This window comes from Tardiphaga sp. P9-11 (genome assembly GCF_008329525.1).
Taxonomy (GTDB): domain Bacteria; phylum Pseudomonadota; class Alphaproteobacteria; order Rhizobiales; family Xanthobacteraceae; genus Tardiphaga.
On sequence record NZ_NPKQ01000001.1, the window covers coordinates 1,146,890 to 1,172,545 of the forward strand.

The window sequence follows — 25,656 nt, forward strand, 5'->3', positions numbered from 1 at the left end:
AATTTCAATTAGTTATGGCGTTCCGTCAACGAGAAGATATGATGCGCCAAGGACACCGCCGCGAGAACGTTGTTGCCCGGATTGCGCAAAAGGCAGCATGGACTAGCTGTAGGGCTACAATCACCGTGACAGCGCTTGCGCCGTCCGATATCCGGGTTGTTCATGGACAGCGTTGCTACACAAGACAGACCAACAACCGAAACCGACTTCGACACGACGCGGATTACCGCAGAGATCGATGCGCTTGCAGCGCAGCATCGCGGCAAGAACGATTTGTTTCGCGCCGCGGTCGCCAAGCTGCTGAAGGCGGAACTGCTTAAGGCCAGTGAAGCCGCCGAAGCCGTCCTGTTAAAGGACCGCCACGGCCGACGCTGTGCCGAGCAACTCTGCCACGTGCAGGATGAGATCATCCGCATGTTGTTCGCCGCGGCGACCAAGCATCTGTATCATTCGCCAATCCCGTCCGGCGCCGAACGCATGGCGGTGGTCTCCACCGGCGGCTATGGCCGCGGGCTGATGGCGCCGGAATCCGACATCGATCTGTTGTTCATCCTGCCCTACAAGCAGACCGCCTGGGGCGAGCAGGTCGCCGAAGTCATTCTGTATTGCCTGTGGGACATGGGCCTGAAGGTCGGCCACGCTACGCGGTCGGTGGATGAATCGATCCGCCAGGCGCGCGGTGACATGACGATCCGCACGGCGATTCTGGAAACGCGCTTCCTTACAGGTGATCAGGCGCTCTACGACGAACTCGTCACACGTTTCGATGCAGAAGTAGTGCAGGGCACGGCCGCTGAATTCGTGACGGCCAAGCTTGCCGAGCGCGAGGAGCGTCATCGCCGTGGCGGCCAGTCGCGCTATCTGGTCGAACCCAACGTCAAGGACGGCAAGGGCGGGTTGCGCGACCTGCACACTGTGTTCTGGATCGCGAAATACGTCTATCGAGTGCGCGACAGCAAGGAGCTGGTGGCGCGGGGCGTGTTCGATCCGCAGGAATACCGCACCTTCAAGCGTTGCGAAGACTTCCTGTGGTCGGTCCGCTGCAATATCCACTTCCTGACCAAGCGGCCGGAAGAGCGGCTGTCCTTCGACCTGCAGCGCGAGATTGCGGTCCGCCTCGGCTATACGTCGCATCCCGGCATGCAGGACGTCGAGCGCTTCATGAAGCACTACTTCCTGATTGCCAAGGAAGTCGGCGATCTCACTGCAATCCTGTGCGCCAAGCTCGAAGACCAACAGGCCAAGCCGGCCCCAGCGCTGACGCGCATGATGGCCAAGCTGCGGCCCGAGATGCATCGCCGCCGGCTGCCGGACAGCGACGCGTTCATCGTCGATAATAACCGCATCAACCTTGCTGCGCCTGACGTGTTCAAGGAAGACCCGATCAACCTGATCCGGTTCTTCCGGCTGGCGCAGAAGCACAATCTCGCATTCCATCCGGATGCGATGCGGACCGCGACGCGCTCACTCCGGCTGATCACGCCCGAGATTCGCGAGAACGCCGAAGCCAATGCGCTGTTCATGGAGATACTGACCTCGGACAATGCCGAGATCGTGCTGCGGCGGATGAACGAGACCGGCGTGCTCGGTCATTTCATTCGCGCTTTCGGCCGCATCGTCTCGATGATGCAGTTCAATATGTATCATCACTACACGGTGGATGAGCATCTACTGCGCTGTGTCGGTATCCTTCAGGAGATCGAGCGGGGCGGGAATGACGAGTTCGTTGTCGCCAGCGATCTGATGCGCAAGATACGTCCGGAACATCGGGCGGTGATCTATATCACCGTGTTGCTGCACGACATCGCCAAGGGACGTCCGGAGGATCACTCCATCGCCGGCGCCAAGGTCGCACGGCGGCTATGCCCGCGGCTCGGCTTCAATGCGGCCGACACGGAGCTCGTCGCCTGGCTCATCGAAGAGCATCTGACCATGTCTACGGTGGCGCAGTCGCGCGACCTGTCGGACAGCAAGACTATCGAGAATTTTTCTGCCGTGGTGCAGTCGGTGGAGCAAATGAAGCTGCTGACGATTCTCACCACCGCCGATATTCGCGGTGTCGGTCCCGGCGTCTGGAACGGCTGGAAGGCGCAGTTGATCCGGACGCTGTATTACGAGACCGAGCCGGTGCTGACCGGCGGCTTCTCCGAGGTCAATCGCGCCCAGCGCATCGCGTCGGCTCAGGCGGAATTCCGCCGGGCCTTCACCGAATGGCCCGAGCAGGATCTCAACGCCTATATTCTCCGGCACTATCCGGCGTACTGGCTCAAGGTCGAACTTGAGCGCAAGATTCGCCACGCGCGCTTCCTGCGGGCATCGGAAGAGGCCGGGCACAAGCTGGCGATCAATGTCGGGTTCGATGAAGCCCGCGGCGTTACCGAACTGACGATTCTGGCAGTCGATCATCCCTGGCTGCTGTCGATCATCGCAGGCGCCTGCGCTGCGGCCGGCGCCAATATCGTCGACGCGCAGATCTACACGACCACCGATGGCCGCGCGCTCGACACCATCGCGATCTCCCGGGAATACGATCGCGATGACGACGAAGGCCGCCGTGCAACACGAATCGGCGACATGATCGAGGACGTGCTTGAAGGCAAGGTGCGGCTGCCGGAAACCGTGGCCAAGCGCGCCTCGACCAAAGGCAAGATCAAGGCCTTCACGGTGGAGCCGGAAGTCATCGTCAACAACCAGTGGTCTGATCGCTACACGGTGATCGAGGTGTCCGGCCTCGACCGGCCGGGCCTCTTGTATCAGCTCACCACGGCGATCTCGAAGCTGAACCTCAATATCGCCTCGGCGCATGTCGCGACCTTCGGCGAGCGCGCGCGAGACGTGTTCTACGTCACCGATTTGTTGGGCGCGCAGATCAACGCCCCGACGCGTCAGGCGGCGATCAAGCGCGCGCTGATCCATCTGCTGGCAAATGGCGATGCGGCGGAGAAGCCGGCGGCGTAGTTACTTCACCGCAACGCCTTCATGCTCTAGCAGCCAGCGCTTGCGGGCGATGCCGCCTCCGTAGCCGGTGAGCGAACCGTTAGCGCCGATCAAGCGGTGGCAGGGCACGACGACACTCAGGGGATTTGCACCATTGGCATGGCCGACCGCGCGCATCGCGGTGGGGACACCGAGTTGCGCTGCGAGCGTGCCGTAGCTGAGTGTGCTGCCCGCAGGGATCTTGCGCAGTGCCGTCCAGATACGGTTCTGAAACGGCGTGCCGGGGATGTGGCAGGTGATGCCATTGAGCTGGTCAAGGTCGCCGTCGAAATAGCGTGAGAGTGCGTTGCGGATTTCGGATGGTGCCGAGTTCTCGATCAGTTCCACCGGCCCATAGTAACGACGCAGCAAAGTCAGCAGGCGTTCCTCGTAATCGATCCAGTCGAGTGCGCAGAGTGCGCCGCCGTGGTTCGTCACCATCAGTGCGATGCCGATCGGGGTGTCGAGTCGGTCGAGAGTGAGTGGGGTGGGTTGCTTCGCCATGGCGATGTTGCGCTCATCAAATGGAAACGCCGACCGTAGGTTTAGCCACGGCCGGCGTCATTCCGATTTCCGATAAGTGAGCCGCGAATTATTCCGGCTTCGGCTCGTGCGACATGCGCTCGAGGCGTTCCTGCATTTCCTTCATCTGGCGACGCAGGTCGTCCATGGTGTCGGCAGGCTCAGAGGTCGGCTCCGGCGTCTTTTCCGGCTCCGGCGAGGCAGCGCCGCCGCGCGGTGGCACGAACGGCTTGAACATCGAGAACGTCTGCTGAAACAATTCCATGTTGCGGCGGACGGTTTCTTCCAGCGGCGCGAACGGCGTCAAGCTGAATGTGTTGGTCATCTGCTTGCGGAATTTTTCCTGCTCACGCGTCAGGCTGTCGATGGACTGCTCGAGATACTTCGGCACCACCATCTGCATGCTGTCGCCATAGAAGCGGATCAACTGGCGCAGGAAAGTGGTTGGCAGGAGATTCTGGCCAGCCTTGTTTTCCTGTTCGAAGATGATCTGGGCCAGCACCGAGCGGGTAATATCGTCACCGGTCTTGGCGTCATAGACGAGAAAATCCTCGCCGTCCTTCACCATCGCAGCGAGGTCCTCAAGCGTCACGTAAGTGCTTGTTCCGGTATTATAAAGCCGGCGGTTCGCATATTTTTTGATTGTCGTGGGTTGATCTGATTTCGCCATGGGGGCTCACACATACGGACCGAGGACAGGGAACCTTACGGCAGCGCGCCATAAGGTTGTCGAACAACGCAATGCAATAAAGTAAGCACTTTCAAAGGGGCTCGGCTACCGTTTTGTGCGTCACGGTTAAAATGGCAGCAGCATTGTGCTATGCAAAGCGACATCCGTGCCATTTTGCGTGCGTTGCGGCCGGAATTTGGCCTCTGACCAATTGACAGTCCAACCCTCAGTTAACAGGATAGTTTGCAACGCGGGCCCCGCCATTCTGGCTCTGACCGTCGAAAAAACCTCAACAACAGGAGATGTCCATGTCAGACGATGTCGTCATCGTCAGCGCTGCCCGCACACCCGTCGGCAGCTTCAACGGCGCTTTCGCGACCATGCCGGCGCACGATCTCGGCGCCATTGCCATCAAGGCAGCGCTCGAGCGCGGCAAGATCGATCCCGCGCGCGTTTCCGAAGTCATCATGGGGCAGATCCTCACTGCGGCGCAGGGCCAGAACCCCGCGCGCCAGGCATCGATCGCTGCTGGCCTTCCGGTGGAAACGTCGGCCTGGGGCGTCAACATGCTGTGCGGCTCCGGCCTGCGCACGGTCGCGCTCGGCTATCAGGCGCTGCTCAATGGTGATTCGGAAATCGTCGTTGCCGGCGGTCAGGAATCCATGAGCATGGCCCCGCATGCGCAATATCTGCGCGGTGGCGTGAAGATGGGTCCGGTGGAATTCGTCGACACCATGATCAAGGACGGTCTGTGGGATGCCTTCAACGGCTATCACATGGGTAACACCGCCGAGAACGTGGCGAAGCAGTACCAGATCACACGCCAGCAGCAGGACGAGTTCGCTGTTGCGTCGCAGCAGAAGGCAGAAGCGGCGCAGAAGGCAGGCAAGTTCAAGGACGAGATCGTCCCTGTAACTATCAAGGGCCGCAAGGGCGACGTCATCGTCAGCGACGACGAATATCCGCGTCACGGCGCCACCATCGAGGCGATGGCCAAGCTGCGCCCGGCCTTCGAGAAGGACGGCACCGTCACTGCAGGCAGCGCATCGGGCATCAATGACGGTGCTGCTGCCGTCGTGCTGATGACCGCCAAGCAGGCAGCCAAGGAAGGCCTCAAGCCGCTCGCCCGCATCGTGTCGTGGGGCCAGGCCGGCGTCGATCCGAAGATCATGGGCACTGGTCCGATCCCGGCATCGCGCGCCGCGCTGAAGAAGGCCGGCTGGACCATCAATGATCTCGACCTGATCGAAGCCAACGAGGCTTTCGCTGCGCAGGCCTGCGCCGTGAACAAGGACCTCGGCTGGGATACGTCGAAGGTCAACGTCAATGGTGGCGCGATCGCGATCGGTCATCCGGTGGGTGCATCGGGCGCCCGCGTGCTGGTGACGCTGTTGCACGAAATGGAAAAGCGCGATGCCAAGAAGGGGCTCGCCACGTTGTGCATCGGCGGCGGCATGGGCATCGCCATGTGCCTCGCCCGCGACTGATCGCAACACGCCGCGCAAACTTTGCGCGCTGCGTGCTGAAAACATCAGCTCGCGAGTGCACTGCACACACTGCTACAACAGAATGCCCGGCGCGTTTGCGTCGGGCATTTTCACTTGGTGGCCCAATTCCACTTGATGTTCGTCGTATCGCCGGATTAATTCGTAGCTATAAATAATAAAGTGCTTTTGGAGGGATCGATCATGGCGCGCATAGCATTGGTGACCGGGGGAACACGAGGGATTGGCGCTGCGATCAGCAAGGCGTTGAAGACTGCGGGATACAAGGTTGCCGCGAGCTATGCCGGCAACGATGCCGCCGCCGAGAAATTCAAGAGCGAGACCGGCATTCCCGTTTTCAAATGGGACGTGGCTTCCTTTGAAGCCAGCGCCGAAGGCGTGAAGAAGGTCGAGGCCGAACTCGGGCCGGTCGATGTGCTGGTCAACAATGCCGGCATCACCATGGACGGCGCGTTCCACAAAATGACGCCCGACCAGTGGAACAAGGTGGTGAACACCAATCTCGGTTCGCTGTTCAACGTGACCCGCCAGGTGATCGAGGGCATGCGGTCGCGCAAGTTTGGCCGCGTCATCAACATTTCATCGATCAACGGGCAGAAGGGCCAGTTCGGCCAGGTCAATTATTCCGCGGCAAAGGCCGGCGACATCGGCTTCACCAAGGCGCTGGCGCTGGAGAATGCCAAGCTCGGCATCACGGTGAATGTGATCTGCCCCGGCTACATCAACACCGAAATGGTGCAAGCGGTGCCGAAGGACGTGCTCGAGAAGAACATCCTGCCGCAGATCCCGGTCAATCGCCTCGGCGAGCCCGAGGAAATCGCGCGTGCCGTCGTGTTCCTGGCCGCCGATGAGTCCGGTTTCGTTACCGGCTCGACCATGACCATCAATGGCGGGCAATATCACGCGTAACGGGCCTCGAAGCTCGGACCTCATCCTGAGGAGCCCGCCCTTGCGGGCGTCTCGAAGGATGTGGGACATGCGCTACCGCCGCGTTTCTGGCCTTCGCCGTACATCGCTTTACGGAGGACGCCGCATGGCCATCAAGCCCGCTGGCCTGTGCGGCGATCATCGCGCTCGGTGCCGCCTCCGATGCGCCGCCGCTGTTATCGACGGCGTTCTTGATTGTGGGCGGCTTCGCGGAGGCGAACGCGAATATTGCTGTCGCGGCAGCGTTGATCGCAGGTGGCGGCTTGAACGCAGCGAAGGATATGATCTGGAAGCCGAGCTAGTAGGGCGTCCAGCCCTTCGGAGCCAACTCAAACGTCGCGAAATCGAAACCCGGTGCGACGGTACAGCCGACCAGTGTCCAGTCGCCAGTGGTGGAGGCGGCCTGCCAGGCATGGGGTGGGACAATGCCTTGTGGCTCTTGTCCAGCGGCGATGTCCGGCCCGAGCGTGATCGTGCGCTGGCCGGCGTCGCTGGCGATTTCCAGCGTAAGCGGAGCGCCCGCATGATAGTGCCAGATCTCGACGGCATCGATGCGGTGCCAGTGCGAACGTTCGCTGCGCGCGAGCAAAAAATAGATCGCCGTCGAGGCGGCGCGCCCGTTCGCGTCGATGCGGCTATCGCGAAACGTTTCGCGATAGTGTCCGCCTTCGGGGTGCGGCTGCAGGCCGAGCGTCGCGATGACCTCGACCGCAGTCGGCATCTTGTTTGCCATCAGGACTTGTTCTTACGTTCGCGGAGTTCAGCGAACACGTCATCTTCGCTGTAGCCCTTGAGGCGCACGGCCGCGGCGATAGCTGGGTCGTCGGCGCGCAGAAACACGTTGGTCTTTTTCTCAAGCCCCAACAGCACCGGGATAGTCGACTTGTTGACGGCGCGTAACTGCGTCACTTCCTCGGCGCGAGCCTTCAGTGCCTCGTTGTTGGCATCGATACCGAGGCAGAACTTGACGTTGGCCGCGGTGTATTCGTGGCCGCAATAGACACGGTAGTCGTCAGGCAACGTGCGCAGCTTCTTCAATGACTGCCACATCATCGGATAAGTGCCTTCGAACACCCGGCCGCAGCCGCCCGAAAACAGCGTATCGGCCGAGAACAGCGCCAACTCGCTGTCGAACACATAGCAGATATGGTCGAGTGTGTGGCCGGGGGTCTCGAACACTCGCGCTGTGAGCGCGCCGACCTGCACGGTATCGCCTTCGGCGACCCGGACGTCGACTTCGGGAATTGCTGTGCCCTGATCGTGCGGTGCCGTGACCTTGCAGCCATAGGTTTTCTTCAGCTCGGCGATGCCGCCGACATGGTCCGCATGGTGATGCGTCACCAGAATATCCGTAAGTTTCCAGCCCTCGCGCTGCAGCACCTTCATGATGGGACCGGCCTCCGGCGCATCGATGGCGGCGGTCTTCAGGCTCTGTGGATCATGAATCAGGTAGCCGAAATTGTCGGACAGGCAGGGGAAAACACGAATTTCAGCAGCCATGATATCTCCGTAATTCAAATCGTCCGGTAATCGCCAACGGCTTTTCTGACATATGGCGTTAACGCTTCCCGGGCAATGCGCGATTCGGGGGATCGTAGCGCGTCGTGACGTGTTAGAAAGCCATCATGACCATCGATGTGATCGATCTCCGGGATTTTTATTCGCGCCGCCTTGGCATCGTGGCGCGGCGGCTGATCAATCGCGGTATTCAGGCGCATTGGCCGAATGCCGAGGGCCAGCGCGTGCTTGGCCTCGGTTACCCCACGCCCTATCTTGGCCTGTTTCGCGAAAATTCCGAGCGCTGCATCGCTTTCATGCCGGCTGCGCAGGGCGTGTTGAAATGGCCGACAGCAAAACCCGCGCTGGCCACACTTGTGGACGAATTTTCGCTGCCGTTGCCGGATGCCGCCGTCGATCGCATCATTCTGGTGCATGCTCTCGAAATGTCCGACGACCCCGAAGGTTTGCTGCGTGAGGTCTGGCGTGTGTTGTCGCCGTCCGGGCGGATGATGGCGGTGATTCCGAATCGTCGGGGTGTCTGGACCCGCACGGACTCGACGCCGTTCGGTCACGGCCGACCCTATTCACGCTCGCAGATCACGCAATTGCTGCGGCAGACCTGGTTTACGCCGACAGCGTGGAGCGAGGCGCTGTTCATGCCGCCCGTTGGTATGGGCTGGTTCCTGCGCTCGGCAATGGCCTGGGAGCGCATCGGTGCGGCGCTGTCGCTGCCGTTTGCCGGCGTGCATATCGTTGAAGCCACCAAACAGGTCTATCGCGCGATCCCCGCCAAGCGCGAGCGCACGCGGCTGATTCCGGCACTGCAGCCGGTGCTGGTGCCGACTTCCGGGATGCGACGCGACGATGAGGCGGACGATATCGGCGATGCGGAGCCGCTGCCGCGCTGAAGGCTATTTCTCAGCGAGCGGATGCAGGTCGCGGACCAGGCTCTTGAGCCGCTCTTCCACCACGTGGGTGTAGATCTGCGTTGTCGAAATATCGGTATGGCCGAGCAGCGTCTGCACGATGCGAAGATCGGCGCCGTTATGCAGCAGATGACTCGCAAAGGCGTGACGCAGCACGTGCGGCGACACCAGCCGCGGCGCAATGCCGGATGCCGCCGCGAGTTCTTTCAGGTCGCGCGCGAAATGCTGTCGGGTGAGGTGGCCGCTCTCGCCAAAAGACGGAAACAGCCACTTCGAGGCGGCACTCTTTTTTGGTTGAGACTTCTGCAACTCGGCCATCGCGGCGAGATATTCGGCCATCGCCTGTTTGGCAGTTTCGTTGAGCGGCACCAGCCGCTCCTTGTTGCCCTTGCCGCGCACCACGATCATGCGGGCATCGCGGCGCGCCGCGGTGAGCGGTAGCGAGACCAACTCGGAGACACGAAGCCCGGTGGCGTAGAGCACTTCGAGTAGACAATAGAGCCGGGCGTCACGCAGCCGCTGTTGCGCAGAGGCTTCGGCATTCTGTGCCTGCGTGCGGGCCTGTACCAGCATGCGGTCGACATCGGCAATCGACAGCACTTTGGGCAGGCTGCGGCCACGCTTCGGGCCGGACAGGATGGCAGCCGGGTCGTCGGTGCGGATTTTTTCGCTGAGCAGAAAGCGAAACAGATGCCGTATGGCGGACAGCCGCCGCGCCACGGTGGTCGATTTGAAGCCGCGCTCGTCGAGGTCTTCCAGGTAGTCGCGCAGCAACTGGGTGTCGGCACCGGCAAAACTGGATTTCGCCCCGGCAGCAAATTCGGAGAAATCTTCGAGGTCGCGGCGATAGGCGTCCAGTGTATTGACGCCAGCACCTTGTTCGGCGGCGAGCATGTCGAGGAACAGATTGGAGAGCTTGGCGTCTGAGGAAGTGGTCATGTGCCATCATAACCCATGATCCGGGCTGCAGCAGCGGTTTTCACTGGCTACAGCAACCCGGAGCGAATGCAGATCCACAAAGATCAGGCAAGCTGTGTGATCGATGTGGCCTGCGACCAGATCACCATCCACTGCCGGTCACGCATTTCATAAACATCGGTGTGCCAATAGTCGCCTGGCGGGACCTTGTGGCCCCCGAAAACCACCTCAATGCGGGCGCGATATCGGATCACGGCACTCGTGCCATACAGCCGCACGGCGATGTCACCGGGCGTCCATGTTAGGTACTTGATGTGGCCACCTGCAACGGCGCCAAGATATTCGGCTTTTGACAGAGCCGCGCCGATCGGCGTGATCAGCTGGAAGTCTGCGGCGTGCAGCGGCTCGGCCGCTGCCATGTCGGCGCTGACAAGCGCACGCAGCCGTCCGCGTTCGATGCTGCGGATATCTTCCGCATCTGGGTGCTCTGTTGGATCGACGATGGATGAGGTCATAGGCTTGTTCCGTTGTTGTCAGGTGTGAGAATTCAGGATGTCGCGAGCAGACCGTGGTCGATCAGGCTTTGCGCGCTGGCGCGAATGGCCTCTTCGGCCGGTCGTGGTTGCCAGTCCAGCACTCGCTGCGCCTTCTCGGCACTGACACTCAGATCGACGTCGAGTTCGTGGACGATCATGCGCGACCGGGCGCTGAACGGTGCCATTGCCTTGATCATCCAGTTTGGCACCTCGCCAGACGGCAGCGCTGGCGCAAAACTGGGAAACGACTGCGCCAATACCGCCGCCATGTCGCGCATCCATAAAAACTGCCCGGCCGCGATGAAGCGCTGACCTGACGCATCCGGATGGGTCATCGCCCTGATATGCGCGTCGGCGACATCGCGGACATCGACCACAGCTATGCCGAAGCGCGGTATGCGTTTGAGCTTGCCGCTCATCATCTGCTGAACCAGCGCGATCGACGTGCCGTAGTCCGGACCCAACAGAGGTCCGAAAATGATGCCGGGATTGATGACGGCGAGATCGAGGCCCGTTTCCGCGGCAAAAGTCCATGAGGCCCGTTCGGCCAGCGTCTTGGATTTATAGTAGGGCGTTGCCCGCTTGCTGGTCGGATCGGTCCAGTTCTCTTCGGTATACGGCGCCTTGCCGTTTCCGTGATTGGTGGCTGCAATCGAGGAGGTCAGCACCACCCGCGTCACGCCTGCTCGATGCGCGGCGCTCAGCACCCGTAATGCACCGTCCCGCGCGGGTTGGATCAGTTCGTTTTCATCCTTCGGAAGGCCTGCCGGAAACGGCGATGCCGTGTGGATCACATAGCTGCAGCCTGTGACGGCGGCATCCCATCCCATGTCGGAGGAGAGGTCGGCTTCGACGAAACTGAGCGAGTGCGAGTCGGTTGGCGCCGCACAGATCTGCTTCGCGATCTGGTCGCAGCCGCTCATGCGACGAACGCTACCGCGAACAGAGTAGCCTTTGGCCAGCAACTGCCGGGCAATATGTCCACCCAGAAAGCCGCCGATGCCGGTGACAAGGACAGTGATCTCGTGGTTGTCGGCCGATCCTGAATGCATGTTTGCTCCCGTCAGGTGATCGAATGCGCAAATTAGACAATTGGACTGTTATTGTCTATTTGTCTTTTGACGCTTTAGACATGAAATGTCAATCTGTCTGAATGAGCGAACGAGATGCCAAATCCGATCACATTCTGGATGCCGCGCTGCCGGTGTTCGTCCGACACGGTTTTCGCAAGGCGTCCATGGCCGATATCGCGCGCGCGGCCGGAATTTCGCGGGCGTCGCTCTATCTGAGCTTCAACAGCAAGGAAGAATTGTTTCGGGCGGGCTCGATGCGCGCCCATGCGCGGACCATGCGCGATGTCGAGGCGGCACTCTCCGGCGATGGCGATGTGTTTGGCCGCATCGAGACCGCGATGGCCGTGTTTCAGCGCGAACTGATCGCCCCTTTCGCGGGCAGCGCCGACGCCATTGAACTGTTCGACGTCAACATGGCCCTGGCCAAAGATATCACGCTTGCCGCGCGCGACAGATTGGTCGCTCTGCTGGCCCAGGCGCTTGGCGATGCGGAGGTCGCCGGGGCGGTGACGTTGGGCTCATTACAAGCCCGGCCCGCGGACGTGGCGAGCGTTATCGTCGCCGCGATCGATGGCATCAAGCACGCGGAAGGGGCTGGCCCGAAATTCGCTGAGGACATGCAGCTCTTCATGCGGCTGCTGCGCACGGCTATTTCTTGAGAAATTTGTCCGGCTGGATGGTGACCGTCATGTCCCGCGGCTTCGGATTGACGAAATTGGCCAGCGCGAAAATCACGCCATAGACCACGCCGACGATCACCGCGACCACCGTCAAAAAGCGGAACAGGCTGGGCATGATCAGGGAACTCAGCGGCGAAATGGGGTGATTCGTTCCGCCGGGGGCGGTCACCCTGTTCGGATACAGACTGCAAGAGGTGCTGGCAACGCTGGCGCTGGGGGTAGTATAGGTGACCGGAATGCGGCAAACCTCTGCGATCCCTTGTCGCTCACTGATTTTGCAGGTGTTTTTGATGTCCGAGACCATCTTGCCGGCGATTGCCAGCGCACCCCAGGAGGCCGCCATCGCCGCGGCGCTGGGAAAGCGCTCGGTCGTGCTGGTGGGCATGATGGGCGCGGGTAAATCAACTATCGGCCGACGCATGGCGACGCGGCTGCGGCTGCCTTTCGTCGATGCCGATAATGAGATCGAGGCGGCCGCCGGGATGTCGATCCCGGACATTTTCGAGGTCCATGGCGAGCCGCATTTCCGCGACGGCGAGGCACGGGTGATTGCCCGGCTGCTGGACAGCGGTCCGATCCTGCTGGCGACCGGCGGCGGCGCCTTCCTGCGCGAGGACACCCGGCAGCGTATCCGGGACAAGGCGATCTCGATGTGGCTGAAAGCCGATGCCGACGTGATCCTGCGCCGTGTCAGACGCCGGGAAAACCGTCCGCTGCTGAAGACCGCTGATCCCGCCGCGACCATCGCGCGGCTGATCGAGGCGCGCCATCCGTTTTACGAGCAGACCGACATCACGATCGATTCGCGCGACGTGCCGCACGAGAAGATCGTCGAGGAAAGCATCATCGCGCTGCATGAACATCTGTTCCGCCCGCACGCGGCCTCCGCCATTTCCGAACCGACAGGCGACCCCTTGAGTTCTCAACTATGACTGCGCCGTTGAAGCATTCCGACCCGATCACAGTGGACGTCGCACTTGCTGACCGCGCCTATGACATCGTCATCGGCCGCAATGTGCTGCCGTCGCTTGGTGCGCGTATCGCGAAGCTGCGGCCGGGCGTGCGGACTGCGATCGTGACCGACAGGACCGTCGCCAAGCACTGGCTGGCCGCGACTGAGGCTTCGCTTGCGGCCGCTGATATTCCGACCTCGCATATTGTCGTCGATGAAGGTGAGAGCTCGAAGAGCTATGCCGGGCTCGAAAAAGTCTCCGAAGCGCTGATCGCGGCGAAGATCGAGCGCAATGATCTCGTCATCGCGCTGGGTGGCGGCGTTGTCGGCGATCTCGCCGGCTTTGCCGCGGCGGTCGTGCGGCGCGGCGTCGATTTCGTGCAGGTGCCGACGTCACTGCTGGCGCAGGTCGACTCGTCTGTTGGCGGCAAGACCGGGATCAATTCGCCGCAGGGCAAGAATCTGCTCGGCGCGTTTCACCAACCGGTGCTGGTGGTGGCCGATACGGCCGTGCTCGATACACTGTCGCCGCGGCAGTTCCGCGCCGGCTATGCCGAAGTCGCCAAGTATGGCGTGCTCGGCGATGCGGCGTTCTTCACCTGGCTTGAGGCCAATCATGCTGACATCATGCGCGGTGGTGCGGGGCGCGAACACGCCATCGCCACCTCGTGCCGCGCCAAGGCTGGCGTCGTGTCGCGTGACGAGCGCGAGAATGGTGAGCGCGCGCTGCTCAATCTCGGCCATACGTTCGGCCATGCGCTGGAAGCGGTGACCGGTTTCTCCGACCGGTTATTTCATGGTGAGGGTGTATCAGTCGGCATGGTGCTGGCGGCGGAGCTGTCCGCGCAGCTCGGCATGATCGCCGAGAAGGATGCGACCCGAGTGCAACATCATCTCGCCGATGTGGGCCTACCGACAAAGCTGCAGGACATCGCCGGCTTTGCGCAGGAAGGTCTCGCGGACGCGGACACGTTGATGGCGCTGATGGCGCAGGACAAAAAGGTCAAGCGCGGCAAGCTCACGTTCATTCTTCTCGAAGCCATCGGTCAGGCCGTCATCGCGAACGATGTCGATCCCGCGACGGTTCGCGCCTTTCTGCATCAGAAGCTGACGGGATAGATTTGATCGTGTCCGGCTTGGGAGTCACCAACGCCGGCACCGTCGCAGGACTTTCATGAATTCGATTACCGTCAATCTGCTGATCGCGATCTTCCTGCTCGCCGCCAACGCGTTTTACGTGGCGGCGGAGTTTGCGCTGGTCAAAAGCCGCGGCTTCCGCGTCAAGAGCATGGTCGAGCAAAACCGCTTCGGCGCGCGTCTGCTGCAGAATATGATGGGCAATATTGAAGCCTATCTGGCCTGCTGCCAGCTCGGTATCACCATGGCATCGCTGGGACTCGGCTGGGTTGGTGAGCCCACGGTGGCCGCACTGTTGAAGCCGGTGCTCGATCCGCTCGGCCTCTCGGAATCCGCGCTGCATTTCACCTCGTTCATCACCGGGTTCCTTGTCTTCTCGTCGCTGCACATCGTGATCGGGGAGCAGGTGCCGAAGACGCTGGCGATCCGCCAGCCGGAGCCGGTGTCGCAATGGATCGCCTATCCGCTCTACGCCTCCTACATCCTGTTCTATCCGCTGAACTGGCTGCTCAATGCGGCGTCGCGCGGCACGCTGGCCCTGCTCGGCGTGCAGGAAGCATCGCCACATGAAATCCTCACCGGTGTGGAGATCGAAGGCCTTGTCGGCGAATCCGCCGAACATGGCGGCATCGCGTCAGGCGAGGCCGAATATATCCAGAACGTGTTCCGTTTCGGCGATCTCGCGGTGTCCGACGTCATGGTTCATCGCACGGCTATGGTAACGCTGAATGCCGATCTGCCGTCCGAAGAACTGGTCCGCGAGGTGCTGGCCACAGAGTACACCCGCATTCCCCTGTGGCGCGAGAAGCCGGAAAACATCATCGGCGTGCTGCACGCCAAGGATCTGCTGCGCGCGATCCGCGCCGTTGATGGCGAGACCGCAAAGATCGATGTCGCCAGCATCGCGCTGCCTCCGTGGTTCGTGCCGGAAATGCGCCCGCTGTCGGATCAGCTCAAGGCGTTCCGCCGCCGCAAGACGCACTTCGCGCTCGTCGTCGACGAGTATGGCGAAGTCGAAGGCATGGTGACGCTGGAGGATCTGCTCGAGGAGATCGTCGGCGACATCTCGGACGAGCATGACGTGGTCGTCGCAGGCGTGCGCGCGCAGGCCGATGGTTCGGTGGTGGTCGATGGCTCGGTGCCGATCCGCGACCTCAATCGCGCCATGGACTGGCATCTTCCGGATGATGAAGCGACCACGGTGGCCGGTCTCGTCATTCACGAGGCACGTTCCATCCCCGAACGCGGGCAGAGCTTTACCTTCTACAACTTCCGCTTCCGCGTGCTGCGCCGTGAGCGCAACCGCATCACCGCGCTGCGCATCGGGCCGGTGCCGACCGAGCCGGAAGTGCCGGAGAAAAAGCCGCGGGCCGGGACGTCGTTCTAGCCCTCAGCCGGTCCGGTTCTTGCTTTTGCTTTATTCCATGAGCTGCCATTCCATTGAATGGCGCAACTGGAGCGAGCGATGAACAAGTCCTGGCGATTGTCCTGCGTATTGGCCGCTGTGTTGATGTCCGGCACTGCGCTGGCCGACACCAACTGGCCGATGAAGCCGATCAAGGCAGTCAATCCGTTCGGTGCCGGCAGTGCGGGTGACGTGGTCCCGCGCCTTTTCTTCGAAAAACTGAGCACGGAGCTCGGGCAGCCGATCGTGATTGAAAATCGCGTGGGTGCGGGCGGCTCGGTGGGCACCGGCGCGGTCGCGAAGAGCGATCCGGATGGCTACACCTTGCTGTCGCAGACAAACGCCATCTCCATCGCGCCCGCGATCTTTCCCAACCTTAACTACGACACCACCAGGGAGCTGTCCTCGGTGGTGATGATTGGCTATGCGGCCAATGTGATGATCGTACCGAACGAGCGGCCGTGGAAAACGATTCAGGATTTCTTGGTCGCAGCGAAGACCAAGGGCACCGTGATCAATTACGGCTCGGTGGGTGTCGGCAGTGCCGTGCATATCAGTTCGGAAAAATTCCGCGCCGCCGCCGGTTTCGAGGCCACGCATATTCCCTATCGCGGGGGCTCCGAAGTGATCACCGATATCATCGGCGGCCGTATCGATTTCTATTTCTGCCCGCTGGCTACGGCACTTCCACTCATTCGTGAAGGCCAGGTTCGCGCGCTGGTGGTGTCGACGCCGACCCGGGTGCGTGATCTGCCCGATGTGCCGACGCCGATCGATGCGGGCCTCAAGAATGCGGACAGTTCGATCTGGTTCGGCGTATTCGTCCCGTCGAAGACTCCGCCGGAGATCATCGAGAAACTCTATGTGACCGGCACCAAGGTGCTGAACACGGCCGACATGCAGGCTTCGCTGAAGAAGATTGGCGTCGAACCGATGCCCATGAAGTCATCCGAGATGGATGCTTTGCTCGTCAAGGAGATCGCCGACAACAAGGTGCTGCTCAAAAGCGAGGTCGTAGCCAAGTAGGCAGGCTGCCGGCCTTGTCAGTACGGGTGAGGCCGGCATCGTCCTTTGTCTGGGCTGGATCACCGCGCGTTTGGGCGTTGTTTTAGGCTTCAAACGGTCCGAAACTTGCTTCGTTGTCGCCGATTGGCCCGATCACTGGGCCGCCATTCCCTGTGGATGGTATTATTGGAGCAAGTAATGAATAAGCTTATGCGGTGGTCGTGTGTGTTCGCCGGTGTGCTGTTGTCGTCCGTCGCGGCGCAGGCCGAAAGCAACTGGCCGAGCCGCTTGATCAAGGCCACCATCCCGTTCGGCCCCGGTAGCGCGACCGACGTGGTGCCGCGGATCTTCTTTGAGCGCCTTGGCCCCGAACTCGGTCAGACGATCGTGGTCGAGAACCGTGTTGGCGGCGGCGGTTCGATCGGCACCAACGCGGTGGCGAAGGCGGAGCCGGACGGCTACAGCATCTTGGCGCACTCCTCAGCGCTGGCGATCACGCCGGCGATCTTTCCGAACCTGCCTTATGACACGTCGAAGGACCTGTCGTCGGTCATCATGATCGGCTCTAGCCCGCAAATCATGATCATTCCGAAGGAGCGGCCCTGGAAGACCGTGGACGATTTTCTCAAGGATGCGAAAGCCAAGGGATCGCAGATCAATTTCGGTTCGGTGGGCGTCGGCAGCGCCGTGCATATCAGTGCCGAGAAATTCCGCCTCGCTGCCAATTTCGAAGCGACCCACGTGCCGTATCGCGGCGGTCCGGAAGTGATCGCCGATATTCTCGGTGGCCGCATCGACTTCTACTTCTGCCCGGCGGCGACCGCTTTGCCGCTGATCCGCGAAGGGCAAGTGCGTGCACTGGTCGTCTCCACCGACAAGCGCAGCAATGAATTGCCCGACGTGCCGTCGATGACGGAAGTCGGTCTGAAGGACGGTGTCAGCGAGAGCTGGATCGGCGTATTCGTGCCCTCCAAGACGCCGCGCGAGATCGTCGACAAGATGCATGATGCTGGCGTCAAGGTGCTGGCCAAGCCGGAGATGCAGGCAGCGCTGAAGAAGATCGGCGTCGAGACTGTGCCGATGCAGCCGAATGCGATGGACGACCTCGTTGCGAAGGAAGTCGCTGCGAATATCGAGTTGCTGAAGAATGTAAAGTAACAGGGCGATCTGACCTCTCCCCGCAATCGGGAGAGGTCAGATCTATCCGCCGAGATAAGCTTCGCGGATTCGCGGATCGTCTGCCAGGACCGCAGCTGGGCCTGATAATGTGATGGAGCCTGTCTCAAGCACGAAGGCACGTGCAGCCACTTCCAGCGCCATCGCTGAATTCTGCTCCACCAGCAGCACGCCCAGACCCGTGCGCTTGTTGAGTTCGACGATCTTGTCGAACACTTGCTCGATCACGATAGGCGCCAAGCCGAGTGACGGCTCATCGAGCATCAGCAGGCTCGGCCGCGACATCAGCGCGCGCCCGATGGCCAGCATCTGCTGCTCGCCGCCGGAAAGTGACCAGCCTCCCTGCTTGATGCGTTCCTTCAGGCGCGGAAACAGTTCGAACACCAGCGCGAGATCATCTTCGACTTCGGCCTTCCTGGAGGGCCGCGATGCCGTGCCGGTGATCAGGTTTTCGCGCACGGTCAACCCCGGAAAAATCCGGCGACCTTCCGGACAATGGGCGAGGCCGGCTCCAACGATGGTTTCCACGGCCGTGCCGTGAATGTTTTCGCCCTTCCACGAAATCGTGCCCGATGTCGGCCGCAGCAGGCCGGAGATGGTGCTGAGCGTCGTGGTCTTGCCGGCGCCATTGCCGCCGATCAGGGCAACGATCTCGCCCATCTCGACACTGAAGGAGATGCCTTTCAGCACCTCGATATGACCGTAGGAGACGCGGAGGTTGTCGATCTTAAGCATGGCGGTGCCGCCTGCCGAGATAGGCCTCGATCACCAATGAATTTCGTTGCACGTCGGATGGCGCGCCTTCCGCGATCTTCTTGCCGAAATCGAGGACGGCAACGCGGTCGCTGATCCCCATTACCAGTCGCACATTGTGCTCGACCAGCAATACGGTGATGCCCTTACCCTTCAGCCTCGCGATGGTATCGAGCAGCGTCATGCTCTCGGTCATGTTCATGCCGGCCGCGGGTTCGTCGAGCAACAGCACCTTCGGTTTCGAAGCCAGCGCGCGCGCAATTTCCAGCAGGCGTTGCTGCGCGTAAGGAAGTTGTGTGGGACGATCATCCGCGCGTCCGGCGAGGTCGACGATCTCCAGCGCCTCGCGCGCGGTATTCTCGATTTCCGCCTCGTGCTGCCGCTGAGTCGCGGTCGACAGCATGATGTCGCACATCGACATCGGCGCGTTGCAGGCGGCGGCGACTTTCACGTTTTCCAGCACGGTGAGATTGGAAAACACCCGGATGTTCTGGAATGTGCGCGCCAGCCCGAGCCGCGCGATGCGATGTGGCCTGAGGCGAAATATCTCCTTGCCGTCAATGCGGATCGAACCGGCGTCGGCATGCGAGGCGCCCGACAGTGCATTCAGCAGCGTGGTCTTGCCGGACCCATTGGGGCCGATGATCGCCTGCACGATACCTTTGGGGACATCGAGATCGACGCTGTCGAGCGCAACAAGGCCGCCGAAGCGGCGTGTCACGCCGCGTGCGGTGATGATCGCCTGATCCGTCATCGCGCACCTGCCCAGCGCGGCAGTCGCGCGGCCAGAGACGCGAGGCCGCCGGGAGCAAGCACGATGATGGCAATGACGCCGAGGCCGTAGAGCACGAGGTACCATTGCCCGAGAAACCGCAGCGCCTCCGGCAGGATGGTGAGGCCGACAGCACCGATGATGCAGCCGGGGATCGAGCCCATGCCACCGACGATCAACATGGTCATTAGCAGGATGGCCTGGGTGCCGGAGAAACTGTCCGGGCTAATGAAGCGGATCGATGAGGCATAGAGGCAACCGGCGAGGCCGGCATAGACCGCGCCGATCATGAAGGCGATCAGCTTGGTGCGCGTGGTGTCGACGCCGCTCTGTTCAGCGGCGATCTCGGAATCCTTGGTGGCAATCATGGCGCGGCCGAGCGACGACTGCCGGATACGGGCGGCGACTAATGCGGCGAGCCCCAGCACTACGATCAGTAAGTAGTAATGCTGGATCTGTCCCTGCGGGCCGATGCCGAACACGCTGATGCCGGGAATGGCGCGCAGGCCCGAGGTGCCACCGGTCACAGGCTCCCAATGGACGATGATCAATCTGATAATCTCGCCGAAGCCGATCGTGGTCATTGCGAGATAGTAGGTCCGCAACCGCAAGGTGGGCAGGCCAAGTACCAGACTGGCGGTCATCACGATGATGACCGACAGGAACGGCGTTGTGATCCAGGGCAGGCCGGCTTTGGTTGCGATGCCTGTCGTGTAGGCGCCGAGGCCGTAGAATGCGGCCTGACCGAAATTGATCTGGCCGACCCAGCCGGTCGCGAAGTTCAGGCCGAGCACGACGATGGCATTGAGGATGGCAATGTTCAGGAGCTGGATGACGTAGTTGTCATGGGTCGCTGCCGGGATCAGCAGCGCCACGACAGCGCCAAGTGCGAGCGGAAGCCAGTTTTTCACCGTCACACCTTCTCGCTGCTCTTCTCGCCGAATAATCCGCGCGGCCAGGCCACGAGCACGCCGATCATCACGATGAAGGCATAGGCATCGCGGAAGTTCGAGGAGATGTAGCGCGCGCCGAAGGTTTCGATCAGGCCGAGGAACAAGCCACCGATCACGGCACCCGGCAGGTTGCCGAATCCGCCGATCACGCTGACGACGAAGCCCTTGAGGCCGAGGCTTCCGCCCATGGTGGGCTCAGCGAGAAAGATTGGGGCCACCAGAAGGCCGGCAATGCCGGACAGGATCGCGCCGAACGCAAAGGCCACTGCGATGGTGCGGTTGACCGGAATCCCGACCAGCCGTGCGGTGTGCAGATCCTGCGCGGTGGCCTGCATTAGAATGCCGAAGCGTGTCCTGGTGAGCATCAGATACTGCAGCAGCAGAATCACGGCCAGTGTGCCGAAGATGAAGAGCTGATGCATCGAGATGATAACGCCTGCGAATCGCAGCGGCGGGCCGCGCACCGGCGAGGGCAGCGACACCGGCAACGGCCCCCAGACGATCAGCGCGATGTTCTCAAGAACGATTCCCATCGCGATGGTGGTGAGGATTACCAGGAATGGCGGACGGCCGCGCAGCGGGAAGTAGACCAGCACCATGAAGACGATGCCGATCAGCGCCATTGCCAACATGGTGGAAGCCCAAGCCAGCGCCATCGGCAGCTCATGCGTCACCGCGCCCGAAATGCCGATAAAGGCACCGAGCATCAACAACTGTCCCTGCGCGAAATTGACGATCTGGACGGTGTTGAAAATCAGCAGCAGGCCGAGTGCCACGAGAGCGTAGATGCTCCCGAGCGCCAGGCCGTTGACGACGAGCTGGCCCATGAAGTCTTAGAACCCGCTCTCTTTGATCGGTCCGGTGAATTCGGGGGTCTTGCCCTTGTTGCGGTAGATGCCGAGTGTATGGGTGAGATCGCCATTGGCGTCCGCCTGATAGGAAATCAGCATGCCTTTGAAGTCTTTGGTGGCAGCCAATGCATCGCGGATCGCCGGCTTGTCGCAGCCGACCTTCTCGATGATCGATTTCAGCATGTAGACGGAGTCGTAGTAGGAGACTGTGAAATTGTCGGCAGGTACCTTGTATTTGTCCTGCACGCGCTTGGCCCAATCCAGGATTTTCGGATCGGTCGAGGTCTGCGGGATCATGCCGCCGATCGCATAATTGCCATCGGCCTCGGCCGCGGAGAGATTGTTTAGTGTTGTCTGGGCGACGATGCTGGTATTGCCGATGGTGGTGAGCTTGATGCCGAGATCACCCATTTGCTTCAGCACCAGCGTGATGTCGGAGGGACGACCGAACAGGATCAGGCTATCGGCGCCCTTGTCCTTGATCTCCAGAAGTTGTGCGCTCATGTCCTTGTCAGACGGCGCGTAGGACGCCGTGGCGACCGGCGTGACATTGAGTTTGGCGAGTGCCGCCTGAATGCCCTTCGACGCGCCGAGGCCGTAATCGTCGGCTACGACGAGAATGCCGGGCTTGGTCTTCTTCAGCGACTTCACGAGATATTCGGGGATCAGGTCGGCGAGCTGACCGTCATGGGCATGGGTGCGGAACAGCCACTTCGAGCCCTGCGCGGTCACCTTGGCATTTGTCGCGCCGACGATGAACGGCGTCTCGGACTTGTTGACGCTCTCGGTCTGCGCGAACACATGCGGCGAGATCATCGACGACATGATGACCAGCGGCTTGCTCTCGATGATGCGGTTCATCGCATTCAGCGCGTCGGTCGAAGAGGCGCCGGTGTCCTCGGTGGTGAGCGCGATCTTCTTGCCGGCGATGCCGCCCGCCGCGTTGATTTCATCGACGGCGAATTCGGCGCCGTTGCGCGCCTGCGTGCCGAGCAGCGCGAGGTTGCCCGTCAGCGGCGTGGTCAATCCTAACGGGATCGTCGCCGGGCAGGCCGCCACATCGGCCTTGGCAGTGTTGGTGACACCGATCAGGCACAGCAGCGCTGCGCCTGTCATCATCGTTCTGGAGAATCCCTGCAACATCGACGTTCCCTGGTTACACTCAGCTTGCATTTTGTATGCAAGCCGGGTGCCAGATTGTCGACATTTCGAGGTGTTGAACACCTGCGGCGATCAAGCCGCCGTGTTCGCGTTACGCTTCGATATCCATGCGCACAAGGATGCGTTCGGCGCTGTCGTTCCAGACGTCCATCTTGACGATCTTGCCCTCGCGCACCACGAAGCGATCGACATAACGATTGCCTTCGAACGCCGTGCCGTCATGCCATTCGCCATAAAGCGTTCCGGTATTGTAGACGATGGTCTCGCCGTTTCCTGGCGATACGTCGGTACGCTCCATCTTCTTCTTCACCCATTTGTAGCGCATGGCGTTGAAGGCGGTGGCGTCGCGCGGATGCTTGAACTTGCGGCCGCCTGTGAAGGTGATCGCCACATCGGCGGACATGAAAGTGCCGGCGGTTTCCGGGTCCGGCACCATGGAGGCCACGAGAAATCGCTCGACCAGATCTGCCGCCTTGGCAGTCTCGTCGGTGGCGGGCGCAAGCGTGGTGGGGGACGGCAACATCGGGTTTCTCCTGCAGGCAGACACTGGCGTCATCATAGCAAATTCAGTGCCAAATTGTATTCGGTGGACCCATCAGATCGTATACAATTATTGTGCGCGGCGGCTGATTATTAGGCGTTTTGTGAAGGGTTATCTAAGAATATTCCATTATCTTCAGCTATTTAACAGTTGATTGGATCGCATGCGCCTTGGCACATGCCTTGCTTGCCGGCACATATGCTTTTGCTGCGCCCGATAGGTGACGCGGCCTCTTCAGGAGTCCTCCCATGAGCTTTGACCTCATCCTGCGCAACGCGCGCATTGCCGACCGGCCAGATGGCCCGGTGGATATCGGCATTCGCGACGGGCGCTTCGAGGCCATCGAGATCAATCTCCCCAAGGGCGATGCGCCGGATCAGAACGTCAATGGACGCCTGCTCGTACCGGGCTTCGTGGAAACGCATATCCATCTCGACAAATCCTGTCTGCTTGGTCGCTGCAACTGTGCGAACGGCACGCTCGCGGAGGTGATCGGCGAAGTTTCCCGCGCCAAGCGCGACTTCACCGAAGAAGACGTCTATGCGCGCGCATCGCGGACCCTCGAGAAGGCGATCACCCACGGCACCAATCGCATGCGCACGCATGTGGAGGTCGATCCGCGTGTCGGGTTGACCAGTTTTCGCGCGCTGAAGAAGTTGAAGCAGGACTACGCCTGGGCGATCGATCTGCAGCTCTGCGTGTTTCCGCAGGAGGGCCTGCTCGACGATCCCGGTTGCGAGGAAATTCTGTTGCAAGCGATGAAAGAAGGCGCCGATCTGATCGGCGGCGTGCCTTATATCGACAAGGATGCGAATGGCCAGATCGCGAAGATCTTCGCCATAGCCAACGAATTCGGCGTCGATATCGATTTCCACCTTGATTTCGATCTCGATCCCACGCGGTCAGATTTTGAAGAGGTCTGCCGCATGACGGAAGCGACCGGTTGGGGCGGTCGCGTGGCCATCGGCCATGCCACAAAGCTGTCGGCGATGCCGCCAGCGGATTTCGAGGCCGCTGCGAAGCGGCTCGCCGATGCCGGTGTCGCCGTCACCGTATTGCCAGCGACCGACCTGTTCCTCACAGGCCGCGACAGCGATCACAACGTGCCGCGCGGTGTGACATCGGCGCACGGACTGCGCGCTTTGGGCGTGAACGCCAATATCTCCACCAACAATGTGCTGAATCCGTTCACGCCGTTCGGCGACGTCTCGCTGATCCGCATGATCAATCTCTATGCCAATGTGCTGCAGGTCGGCGCGACGGACGAACTCGCCGGATGTCTCGATCTGGTGACGTCGGCTTCGGCAAAGCTGCTCAACCTGAAGCACTACGGCATCGCCGTCGGCAATTTCGCCGATCTCGTGGTGCTCGATTGCGAGACCAAGGCAGAGGCGGTATGCGAGATCGCGCAGCCGCTGTTCGGTTTCAAGAACGGAATCAGGACCTTTATCAGGCCGGCTGCGAGTCTGCTCAAGCCCCACTGAAGCGGGCGTCCTTTTGTCGTACGGAGACTTCGATGCCGATCAATGACACGCTCAACGCCTTTGTGGATCATGGCCACATCGAAGTGCAGACCACGACAGAGGGGCCTCTCGCGGGTTTGACCTTTGCACTGAAGGATTTCTTCGATCTCGCCAATGTGCCGACCGGTGCCGGCAGCCCGGAATGGCTGGCGACGCATCCAGTGCCGACAAAATCGTCGCCGGTCGTGGATCGTTTGTTGAATGCCGGCGCGAAGCTCGTCGGCAAGACGCACACGGATGAACTGGCCTGGAGCCTCAACGGCGAGAACGCGCATTACGGCACGCCGATCAATCCCGCCGCGCCCGGCCGCATCCCCGGCGGCTCGTCGAGCGGGTCGGCCGCTGCGACCGCTGGCGCGCTGGTCGATTTCGCCATCGGCTCCGACACCGGCGGCTCAGTGCGTTTGCCCGCCAGCTATTGCGGCATTTATGGCATTCGCACTACGCATGGACGTATTCCGCTCGATGGTGCTGTACCGCTGGCGCCGAGCTACGACACCGTCGGCTGGTTCGCGCGCGCGCCGGATTTGATGGTCGAGGTCGGCAAGGTGCTGCTTGACAAGGCGCGTGCTCCGCGTCGGGTGAAGAAGCTGCTGATCGCAAGCGATCTGTTCGCGTCGGTGGATCAGAAGGTGCAGGATCTGCTGCAGCCATCGGTCGATCGCCTCGTGAAGCTCGTCGGTAACAGCGAACAGGTCGATGTCGCTGGCGGTGAACTCGCCGCCTGGCGCAATACGTTCCGCGTGCTGCAATCGGAAGAAGCCTGGGCAGCGCAGGGCGACTGGATCAAGGCGACGCAGCCGAAGCTCGGTCCCGGCGTCAAGGAGCGTTTTGCTGCTGCTGCGGTGATGGACTCCGCTGAGATCGCGGCCGCCAAAGTGATGCGCAAGGCGATCGTGGAGAGGGTGCTGTCGCTGTTGACGGAAGACACCGTATTGGTCCTGCCGACAGCGCCGGGCATCGCGCCACTGCGTAACACGCCGGACGCGATGCTCGATGTATTCCGTGCTCGCGCCATCGAACTGCTTTGCGTGTCCGGCCATGCCGGCACGCCGCAGGTGTCGCTGCCTGTCGCCAAGCTCGACGATTGCCCGATCGGACTGTCGATCATGGGCGGGAGAAACTGCGATGAGGATGTTTTGCAGTTGGCTGTGGAGCTGGCCCGCTAGTCTTTAAACACCGGCGGCCGGCTCT

General features: G+C 61.3%; 26 protein-coding genes. 12 read left to right on the forward strand and 14 right to left on the reverse strand.

Going from position 1 to position 25,656, the window contains the following annotated elements; all coding sequences use genetic code 11:
* Nucleotides 1-162: 162 nt before the first annotated feature.
* Nucleotides 163-2,958: a [protein-PII] uridylyltransferase gene (locus CIW50_RS05265; protein ID WP_149530149.1), complete on the forward strand. Its 2,796-nt coding sequence runs from the start codon at nucleotides 163-165 to the stop codon at nucleotides 2,956-2,958.
* Here CIW50_RS05265 and CIW50_RS05270 read toward each other — a convergent pair whose 3' ends face one another.
* Nucleotides 2,959-3,480, reverse strand: coding sequence for a methylated-DNA--[protein]-cysteine S-methyltransferase (locus tag CIW50_RS05270; RefSeq protein ID WP_149530150.1), 522 nt, complete (start codon nucleotides 3,478-3,480; stop codon nucleotides 2,959-2,961).
* Between the two features lie 88 nt (nucleotides 3,481-3,568).
* The gene (phaR, locus tag CIW50_RS05275; RefSeq protein ID WP_149530151.1) at nucleotides 3,569-4,168 is read right to left on the reverse strand and encodes a polyhydroxyalkanoate synthesis repressor PhaR; all 600 of its coding nucleotides are present in this window, start codon (nucleotides 4,166-4,168) and stop codon (nucleotides 3,569-3,571) included.
* A 308-nt stretch (nucleotides 4,169-4,476) separates the two neighbouring features.
* Here phaR and CIW50_RS05280 point away from each other — a divergent pair, with 308 nt between their 5' ends.
* Nucleotides 4,477-5,655 carry an acetyl-CoA C-acetyltransferase gene (locus tag CIW50_RS05280; protein WP_149530152.1) on the forward strand — a complete coding sequence of 393 codons (1,179 nt, stop codon included), beginning with the start codon at nucleotides 4,477-4,479 and terminating at the stop codon, nucleotides 5,653-5,655.
* Between the two features lie 201 nt (nucleotides 5,656-5,856).
* A complete protein-coding gene (gene phbB / locus CIW50_RS05285) occupies nucleotides 5,857-6,582 on the forward strand; it encodes an acetoacetyl-CoA reductase (protein ID WP_149530153.1) in 726 nt (241 codons plus the stop codon).
* Nucleotides 6,583-6,898: 316 nt separating this feature from the next.
* Here phbB and CIW50_RS05295 read toward each other — a convergent pair whose 3' ends face one another.
* Together CIW50_RS05295 and gloB are read right to left on the reverse strand one after the other, a co-directional pair.
* Nucleotides 6,899-7,333 (reverse strand): cupin domain-containing protein, encoded by a 435-nt coding sequence (locus CIW50_RS05295; RefSeq protein ID WP_149530154.1) that lies wholly within the window; start codon nucleotides 7,331-7,333, stop codon nucleotides 6,899-6,901.
* Complete coding sequence (gloB, locus tag CIW50_RS05300) at nucleotides 7,333-8,100, reverse strand: hydroxyacylglutathione hydrolase (RefSeq protein WP_149530155.1); 768 nt, start codon at nucleotides 8,098-8,100, stop codon at nucleotides 7,333-7,335. Before gloB ends, CIW50_RS05295 begins: the two co-directional genes overlap by 1 nt.
* 125 nt (nucleotides 8,101-8,225) lie before the next feature.
* Between gloB and CIW50_RS05305 the strand changes: the two genes are divergently transcribed.
* Nucleotides 8,226-9,008, forward strand: a complete 783-nt coding sequence (locus CIW50_RS05305) for a class I SAM-dependent methyltransferase (RefSeq protein WP_149530156.1) — start codon at nucleotides 8,226-8,228, stop codon at nucleotides 9,006-9,008.
* 3 nt (nucleotides 9,009-9,011) lie between these two features.
* On the opposite strand, the gene xerD is transcribed toward CIW50_RS05305, so the two are convergent.
* The 3 genes from xerD to CIW50_RS05320 form a co-directional block, all read right to left on the reverse strand.
* Nucleotides 9,012-9,965 carry a site-specific tyrosine recombinase XerD gene (gene xerD, locus CIW50_RS05310; RefSeq protein WP_149530157.1) on the reverse strand — a complete coding sequence of 318 codons (954 nt, stop codon included), beginning with the start codon at nucleotides 9,963-9,965 and terminating at the stop codon, nucleotides 9,012-9,014.
* Nucleotides 9,966-10,048: 83 nt separating this feature from the next.
* The gene (locus tag CIW50_RS05315) at nucleotides 10,049-10,459 is read right to left on the reverse strand and encodes a nuclear transport factor 2 family protein (RefSeq protein WP_149530158.1); all 411 of its coding nucleotides are present in this window, start codon (nucleotides 10,457-10,459) and stop codon (nucleotides 10,049-10,051) included.
* 32 nt (nucleotides 10,460-10,491) lie between these two features.
* Nucleotides 10,492-11,532, reverse strand: a complete 1,041-nt coding sequence (locus CIW50_RS05320; RefSeq protein WP_149530159.1) for an SDR family oxidoreductase — start codon at nucleotides 11,530-11,532, stop codon at nucleotides 10,492-10,494.
* A gap of 101 nt (nucleotides 11,533-11,633) precedes the next feature.
* Here CIW50_RS05320 and CIW50_RS05325 point away from each other — a divergent pair, with 101 nt between their 5' ends.
* Nucleotides 11,634-12,212 (forward strand): TetR/AcrR family transcriptional regulator, encoded by a 579-nt coding sequence (locus CIW50_RS05325; protein ID WP_149530160.1) that lies wholly within the window; start codon nucleotides 11,634-11,636, stop codon nucleotides 12,210-12,212.
* Here CIW50_RS05325 and CIW50_RS05330 read toward each other — a convergent pair.
* Nucleotides 12,202-12,348, reverse strand: coding sequence for a histidine kinase (locus tag CIW50_RS05330; protein WP_089262632.1), 147 nt, complete (start codon nucleotides 12,346-12,348; stop codon nucleotides 12,202-12,204). The two genes, CIW50_RS05325 and CIW50_RS05330, sit on opposite strands and share 11 nt — an antisense overlap.
* A gap of 175 nt (nucleotides 12,349-12,523) precedes the next feature.
* Between CIW50_RS05330 and CIW50_RS05335 the strand changes: the two genes are divergently transcribed.
* From CIW50_RS05335 to CIW50_RS05355, 5 genes are all read left to right on the forward strand, one after another.
* Nucleotides 12,524-13,165, forward strand: a complete 642-nt coding sequence (locus CIW50_RS05335) for a shikimate kinase (RefSeq protein WP_149530161.1) — start codon at nucleotides 12,524-12,526, stop codon at nucleotides 13,163-13,165.
* Nucleotides 13,162-14,304, forward strand: a complete 1,143-nt coding sequence (gene aroB / locus CIW50_RS05340; RefSeq protein WP_149530162.1) for a 3-dehydroquinate synthase — start codon at nucleotides 13,162-13,164, stop codon at nucleotides 14,302-14,304. Before CIW50_RS05335 ends, aroB begins: the two co-directional genes overlap by 4 nt.
* 55 nt (nucleotides 14,305-14,359) lie before the next feature.
* Entirely contained in the window at nucleotides 14,360-15,709 is a 1,350-nt protein-coding gene (locus tag CIW50_RS05345; RefSeq protein WP_149530163.1) for a hemolysin family protein, read from the forward strand.
* A 78-nt stretch (nucleotides 15,710-15,787) separates the two neighbouring features.
* On the forward strand, nucleotides 15,788-16,753 hold the full coding sequence (locus CIW50_RS05350; protein ID WP_149530164.1) for a Bug family tripartite tricarboxylate transporter substrate binding protein: 966 nt from the start codon (nucleotides 15,788-15,790) through the stop codon (nucleotides 16,751-16,753).
* A 177-nt stretch (nucleotides 16,754-16,930) separates the two neighbouring features.
* Complete coding sequence (locus tag CIW50_RS05355) at nucleotides 16,931-17,890, forward strand: Bug family tripartite tricarboxylate transporter substrate binding protein (protein WP_149530165.1); 960 nt, start codon at nucleotides 16,931-16,933, stop codon at nucleotides 17,888-17,890.
* Nucleotides 17,891-17,932: 42 nt separating this feature from the next.
* On the opposite strand, the gene CIW50_RS05360 is transcribed toward CIW50_RS05355, so the two are convergent.
* The 6 genes from CIW50_RS05360 to CIW50_RS05385 all read right to left on the reverse strand — a co-directional run bounded on the left by CIW50_RS05360 (nucleotide 17,933) and on the right by CIW50_RS05385 (nucleotide 22,921).
* Nucleotides 17,933-18,643 (reverse strand): ABC transporter ATP-binding protein, encoded by a 711-nt coding sequence (locus tag CIW50_RS05360; protein WP_149530166.1) that lies wholly within the window; start codon nucleotides 18,641-18,643, stop codon nucleotides 17,933-17,935.
* Nucleotides 18,636-19,415, reverse strand: coding sequence for an ABC transporter ATP-binding protein (locus CIW50_RS05365; RefSeq protein WP_149530167.1), 780 nt, complete (start codon nucleotides 19,413-19,415; stop codon nucleotides 18,636-18,638). Before CIW50_RS05365 ends, CIW50_RS05360 begins: the two co-directional genes overlap by 8 nt.
* Nucleotides 19,412-20,344, reverse strand: a complete 933-nt coding sequence (locus CIW50_RS05370) for a branched-chain amino acid ABC transporter permease (protein ID WP_172980222.1) — start codon at nucleotides 20,342-20,344, stop codon at nucleotides 19,412-19,414. The genes CIW50_RS05365 and CIW50_RS05370 overlap by 4 nt, the downstream gene beginning before the upstream one ends.
* A 2-nt stretch (nucleotides 20,345-20,346) precedes the next feature.
* Nucleotides 20,347-21,213, reverse strand: coding sequence for a branched-chain amino acid ABC transporter permease (locus CIW50_RS05375; protein WP_149530169.1), 867 nt, complete (start codon nucleotides 21,211-21,213; stop codon nucleotides 20,347-20,349).
* Between the two features lie 6 nt (nucleotides 21,214-21,219).
* Nucleotides 21,220-22,356, reverse strand: a complete 1,137-nt coding sequence (locus tag CIW50_RS05380) for an ABC transporter substrate-binding protein (protein WP_172980223.1) — start codon at nucleotides 22,354-22,356, stop codon at nucleotides 21,220-21,222.
* Between the two features lie 133 nt (nucleotides 22,357-22,489).
* Nucleotides 22,490-22,921: a nuclear transport factor 2-like protein gene (locus tag CIW50_RS05385; protein WP_149530171.1), complete on the reverse strand. Its 432-nt coding sequence runs from the start codon at nucleotides 22,919-22,921 to the stop codon at nucleotides 22,490-22,492.
* A 266-nt stretch (nucleotides 22,922-23,187) separates the two neighbouring features.
* Here CIW50_RS05385 and CIW50_RS05390 point away from each other — a divergent pair, with 266 nt between their 5' ends.
* Both CIW50_RS05390 and CIW50_RS05395 read left to right on the forward strand, forming a co-directional pair.
* Nucleotides 23,188-24,423, forward strand: a complete 1,236-nt coding sequence (locus tag CIW50_RS05390) for an amidohydrolase family protein (protein ID WP_149530172.1) — start codon at nucleotides 23,188-23,190, stop codon at nucleotides 24,421-24,423.
* A 32-nt stretch (nucleotides 24,424-24,455) separates the two neighbouring features.
* Nucleotides 24,456-25,631 carry an amidase gene (locus tag CIW50_RS05395; protein ID WP_149530173.1) on the forward strand — a complete coding sequence of 392 codons (1,176 nt, stop codon included), beginning with the start codon at nucleotides 24,456-24,458 and terminating at the stop codon, nucleotides 25,629-25,631.
* The last annotated feature ends 25 nt before the right edge of the window (nucleotides 25,632-25,656 follow it).

Bases quoted from the DNA above. Each gene is read 5' to 3' on its own strand.
- CIW50_RS05265 (WP_149530149.1), top strand. From the start codon at position 163: ATGGACAGCGTTGCTACACAAGACAGACCAACAACCGAAACCGACTTC.
- CIW50_RS05270 (WP_149530150.1), bottom strand. From the start codon at position 3,480: ATGGCGAAGCAACCCACCCCACTCACTCTCGACCGACTCGACACCCCG.
- phaR (WP_149530151.1), bottom strand. From the start codon at position 4,168: ATGGCGAAATCAGATCAACCCACGACAATCAAAAAATATGCGAACCGC.
- CIW50_RS05280 (WP_149530152.1), top strand. From the start codon at position 4,477: ATGTCAGACGATGTCGTCATCGTCAGCGCTGCCCGCACACCCGTCGGC.
- phbB (WP_149530153.1), top strand. From the start codon at position 5,857: ATGGCGCGCATAGCATTGGTGACCGGGGGAACACGAGGGATTGGCGCT.
- CIW50_RS05295 (WP_149530154.1), bottom strand. From the start codon at position 7,333: ATGGCAAACAAGATGCCGACTGCGGTCGAGGTCATCGCGACGCTCGGC.
- gloB (WP_149530155.1), bottom strand. From the start codon at position 8,100: ATGGCTGCTGAAATTCGTGTTTTCCCCTGCCTGTCCGACAATTTCGGC.
- CIW50_RS05305 (WP_149530156.1), top strand. From the start codon at position 8,226: ATGACCATCGATGTGATCGATCTCCGGGATTTTTATTCGCGCCGCCTT.
- xerD (WP_149530157.1), bottom strand. From the start codon at position 9,965: ATGACCACTTCCTCAGACGCCAAGCTCTCCAATCTGTTCCTCGACATG.
- CIW50_RS05315 (WP_149530158.1), bottom strand. From the start codon at position 10,459: ATGACCTCATCCATCGTCGATCCAACAGAGCACCCAGATGCGGAAGAT.
- CIW50_RS05320 (WP_149530159.1), bottom strand. From the start codon at position 11,532: ATGCATTCAGGATCGGCCGACAACCACGAGATCACTGTCCTTGTCACC.
- CIW50_RS05325 (WP_149530160.1), top strand. From the start codon at position 11,634: ATGAGCGAACGAGATGCCAAATCCGATCACATTCTGGATGCCGCGCTG.
- CIW50_RS05330 (WP_089262632.1), bottom strand. From the start codon at position 12,348: ATGCCCAGCCTGTTCCGCTTTTTGACGGTGGTCGCGGTGATCGTCGGC.
- CIW50_RS05335 (WP_149530161.1), top strand. From the start codon at position 12,524: ATGTCCGAGACCATCTTGCCGGCGATTGCCAGCGCACCCCAGGAGGCC.
- aroB (WP_149530162.1), top strand. From the start codon at position 13,162: ATGACTGCGCCGTTGAAGCATTCCGACCCGATCACAGTGGACGTCGCA.
- CIW50_RS05345 (WP_149530163.1), top strand. From the start codon at position 14,360: ATGAATTCGATTACCGTCAATCTGCTGATCGCGATCTTCCTGCTCGCC.
- CIW50_RS05350 (WP_149530164.1), top strand. From the start codon at position 15,788: ATGAACAAGTCCTGGCGATTGTCCTGCGTATTGGCCGCTGTGTTGATG.
- CIW50_RS05355 (WP_149530165.1), top strand. From the start codon at position 16,931: ATGAATAAGCTTATGCGGTGGTCGTGTGTGTTCGCCGGTGTGCTGTTG.
- CIW50_RS05360 (WP_149530166.1), bottom strand. From the start codon at position 18,643: ATGCTTAAGATCGACAACCTCCGCGTCTCCTACGGTCATATCGAGGTG.
- CIW50_RS05365 (WP_149530167.1), bottom strand. From the start codon at position 19,415: ATGACGGATCAGGCGATCATCACCGCACGCGGCGTGACACGCCGCTTC.
- CIW50_RS05375 (WP_149530169.1), bottom strand. From the start codon at position 21,213: ATGGGCCAGCTCGTCGTCAACGGCCTGGCGCTCGGGAGCATCTACGCT.
- CIW50_RS05380 (WP_172980223.1), bottom strand. From the start codon at position 22,356: ATGATGACAGGCGCAGCGCTGCTGTGCCTGATCGGTGTCACCAACACT.
- CIW50_RS05385 (WP_149530171.1), bottom strand. From the start codon at position 22,921: ATGTTGCCGTCCCCCACCACGCTTGCGCCCGCCACCGACGAGACTGCC.
- CIW50_RS05390 (WP_149530172.1), top strand. From the start codon at position 23,188: ATGAGCTTTGACCTCATCCTGCGCAACGCGCGCATTGCCGACCGGCCA.
- CIW50_RS05395 (WP_149530173.1), top strand. From the start codon at position 24,456: ATGCCGATCAATGACACGCTCAACGCCTTTGTGGATCATGGCCACATC.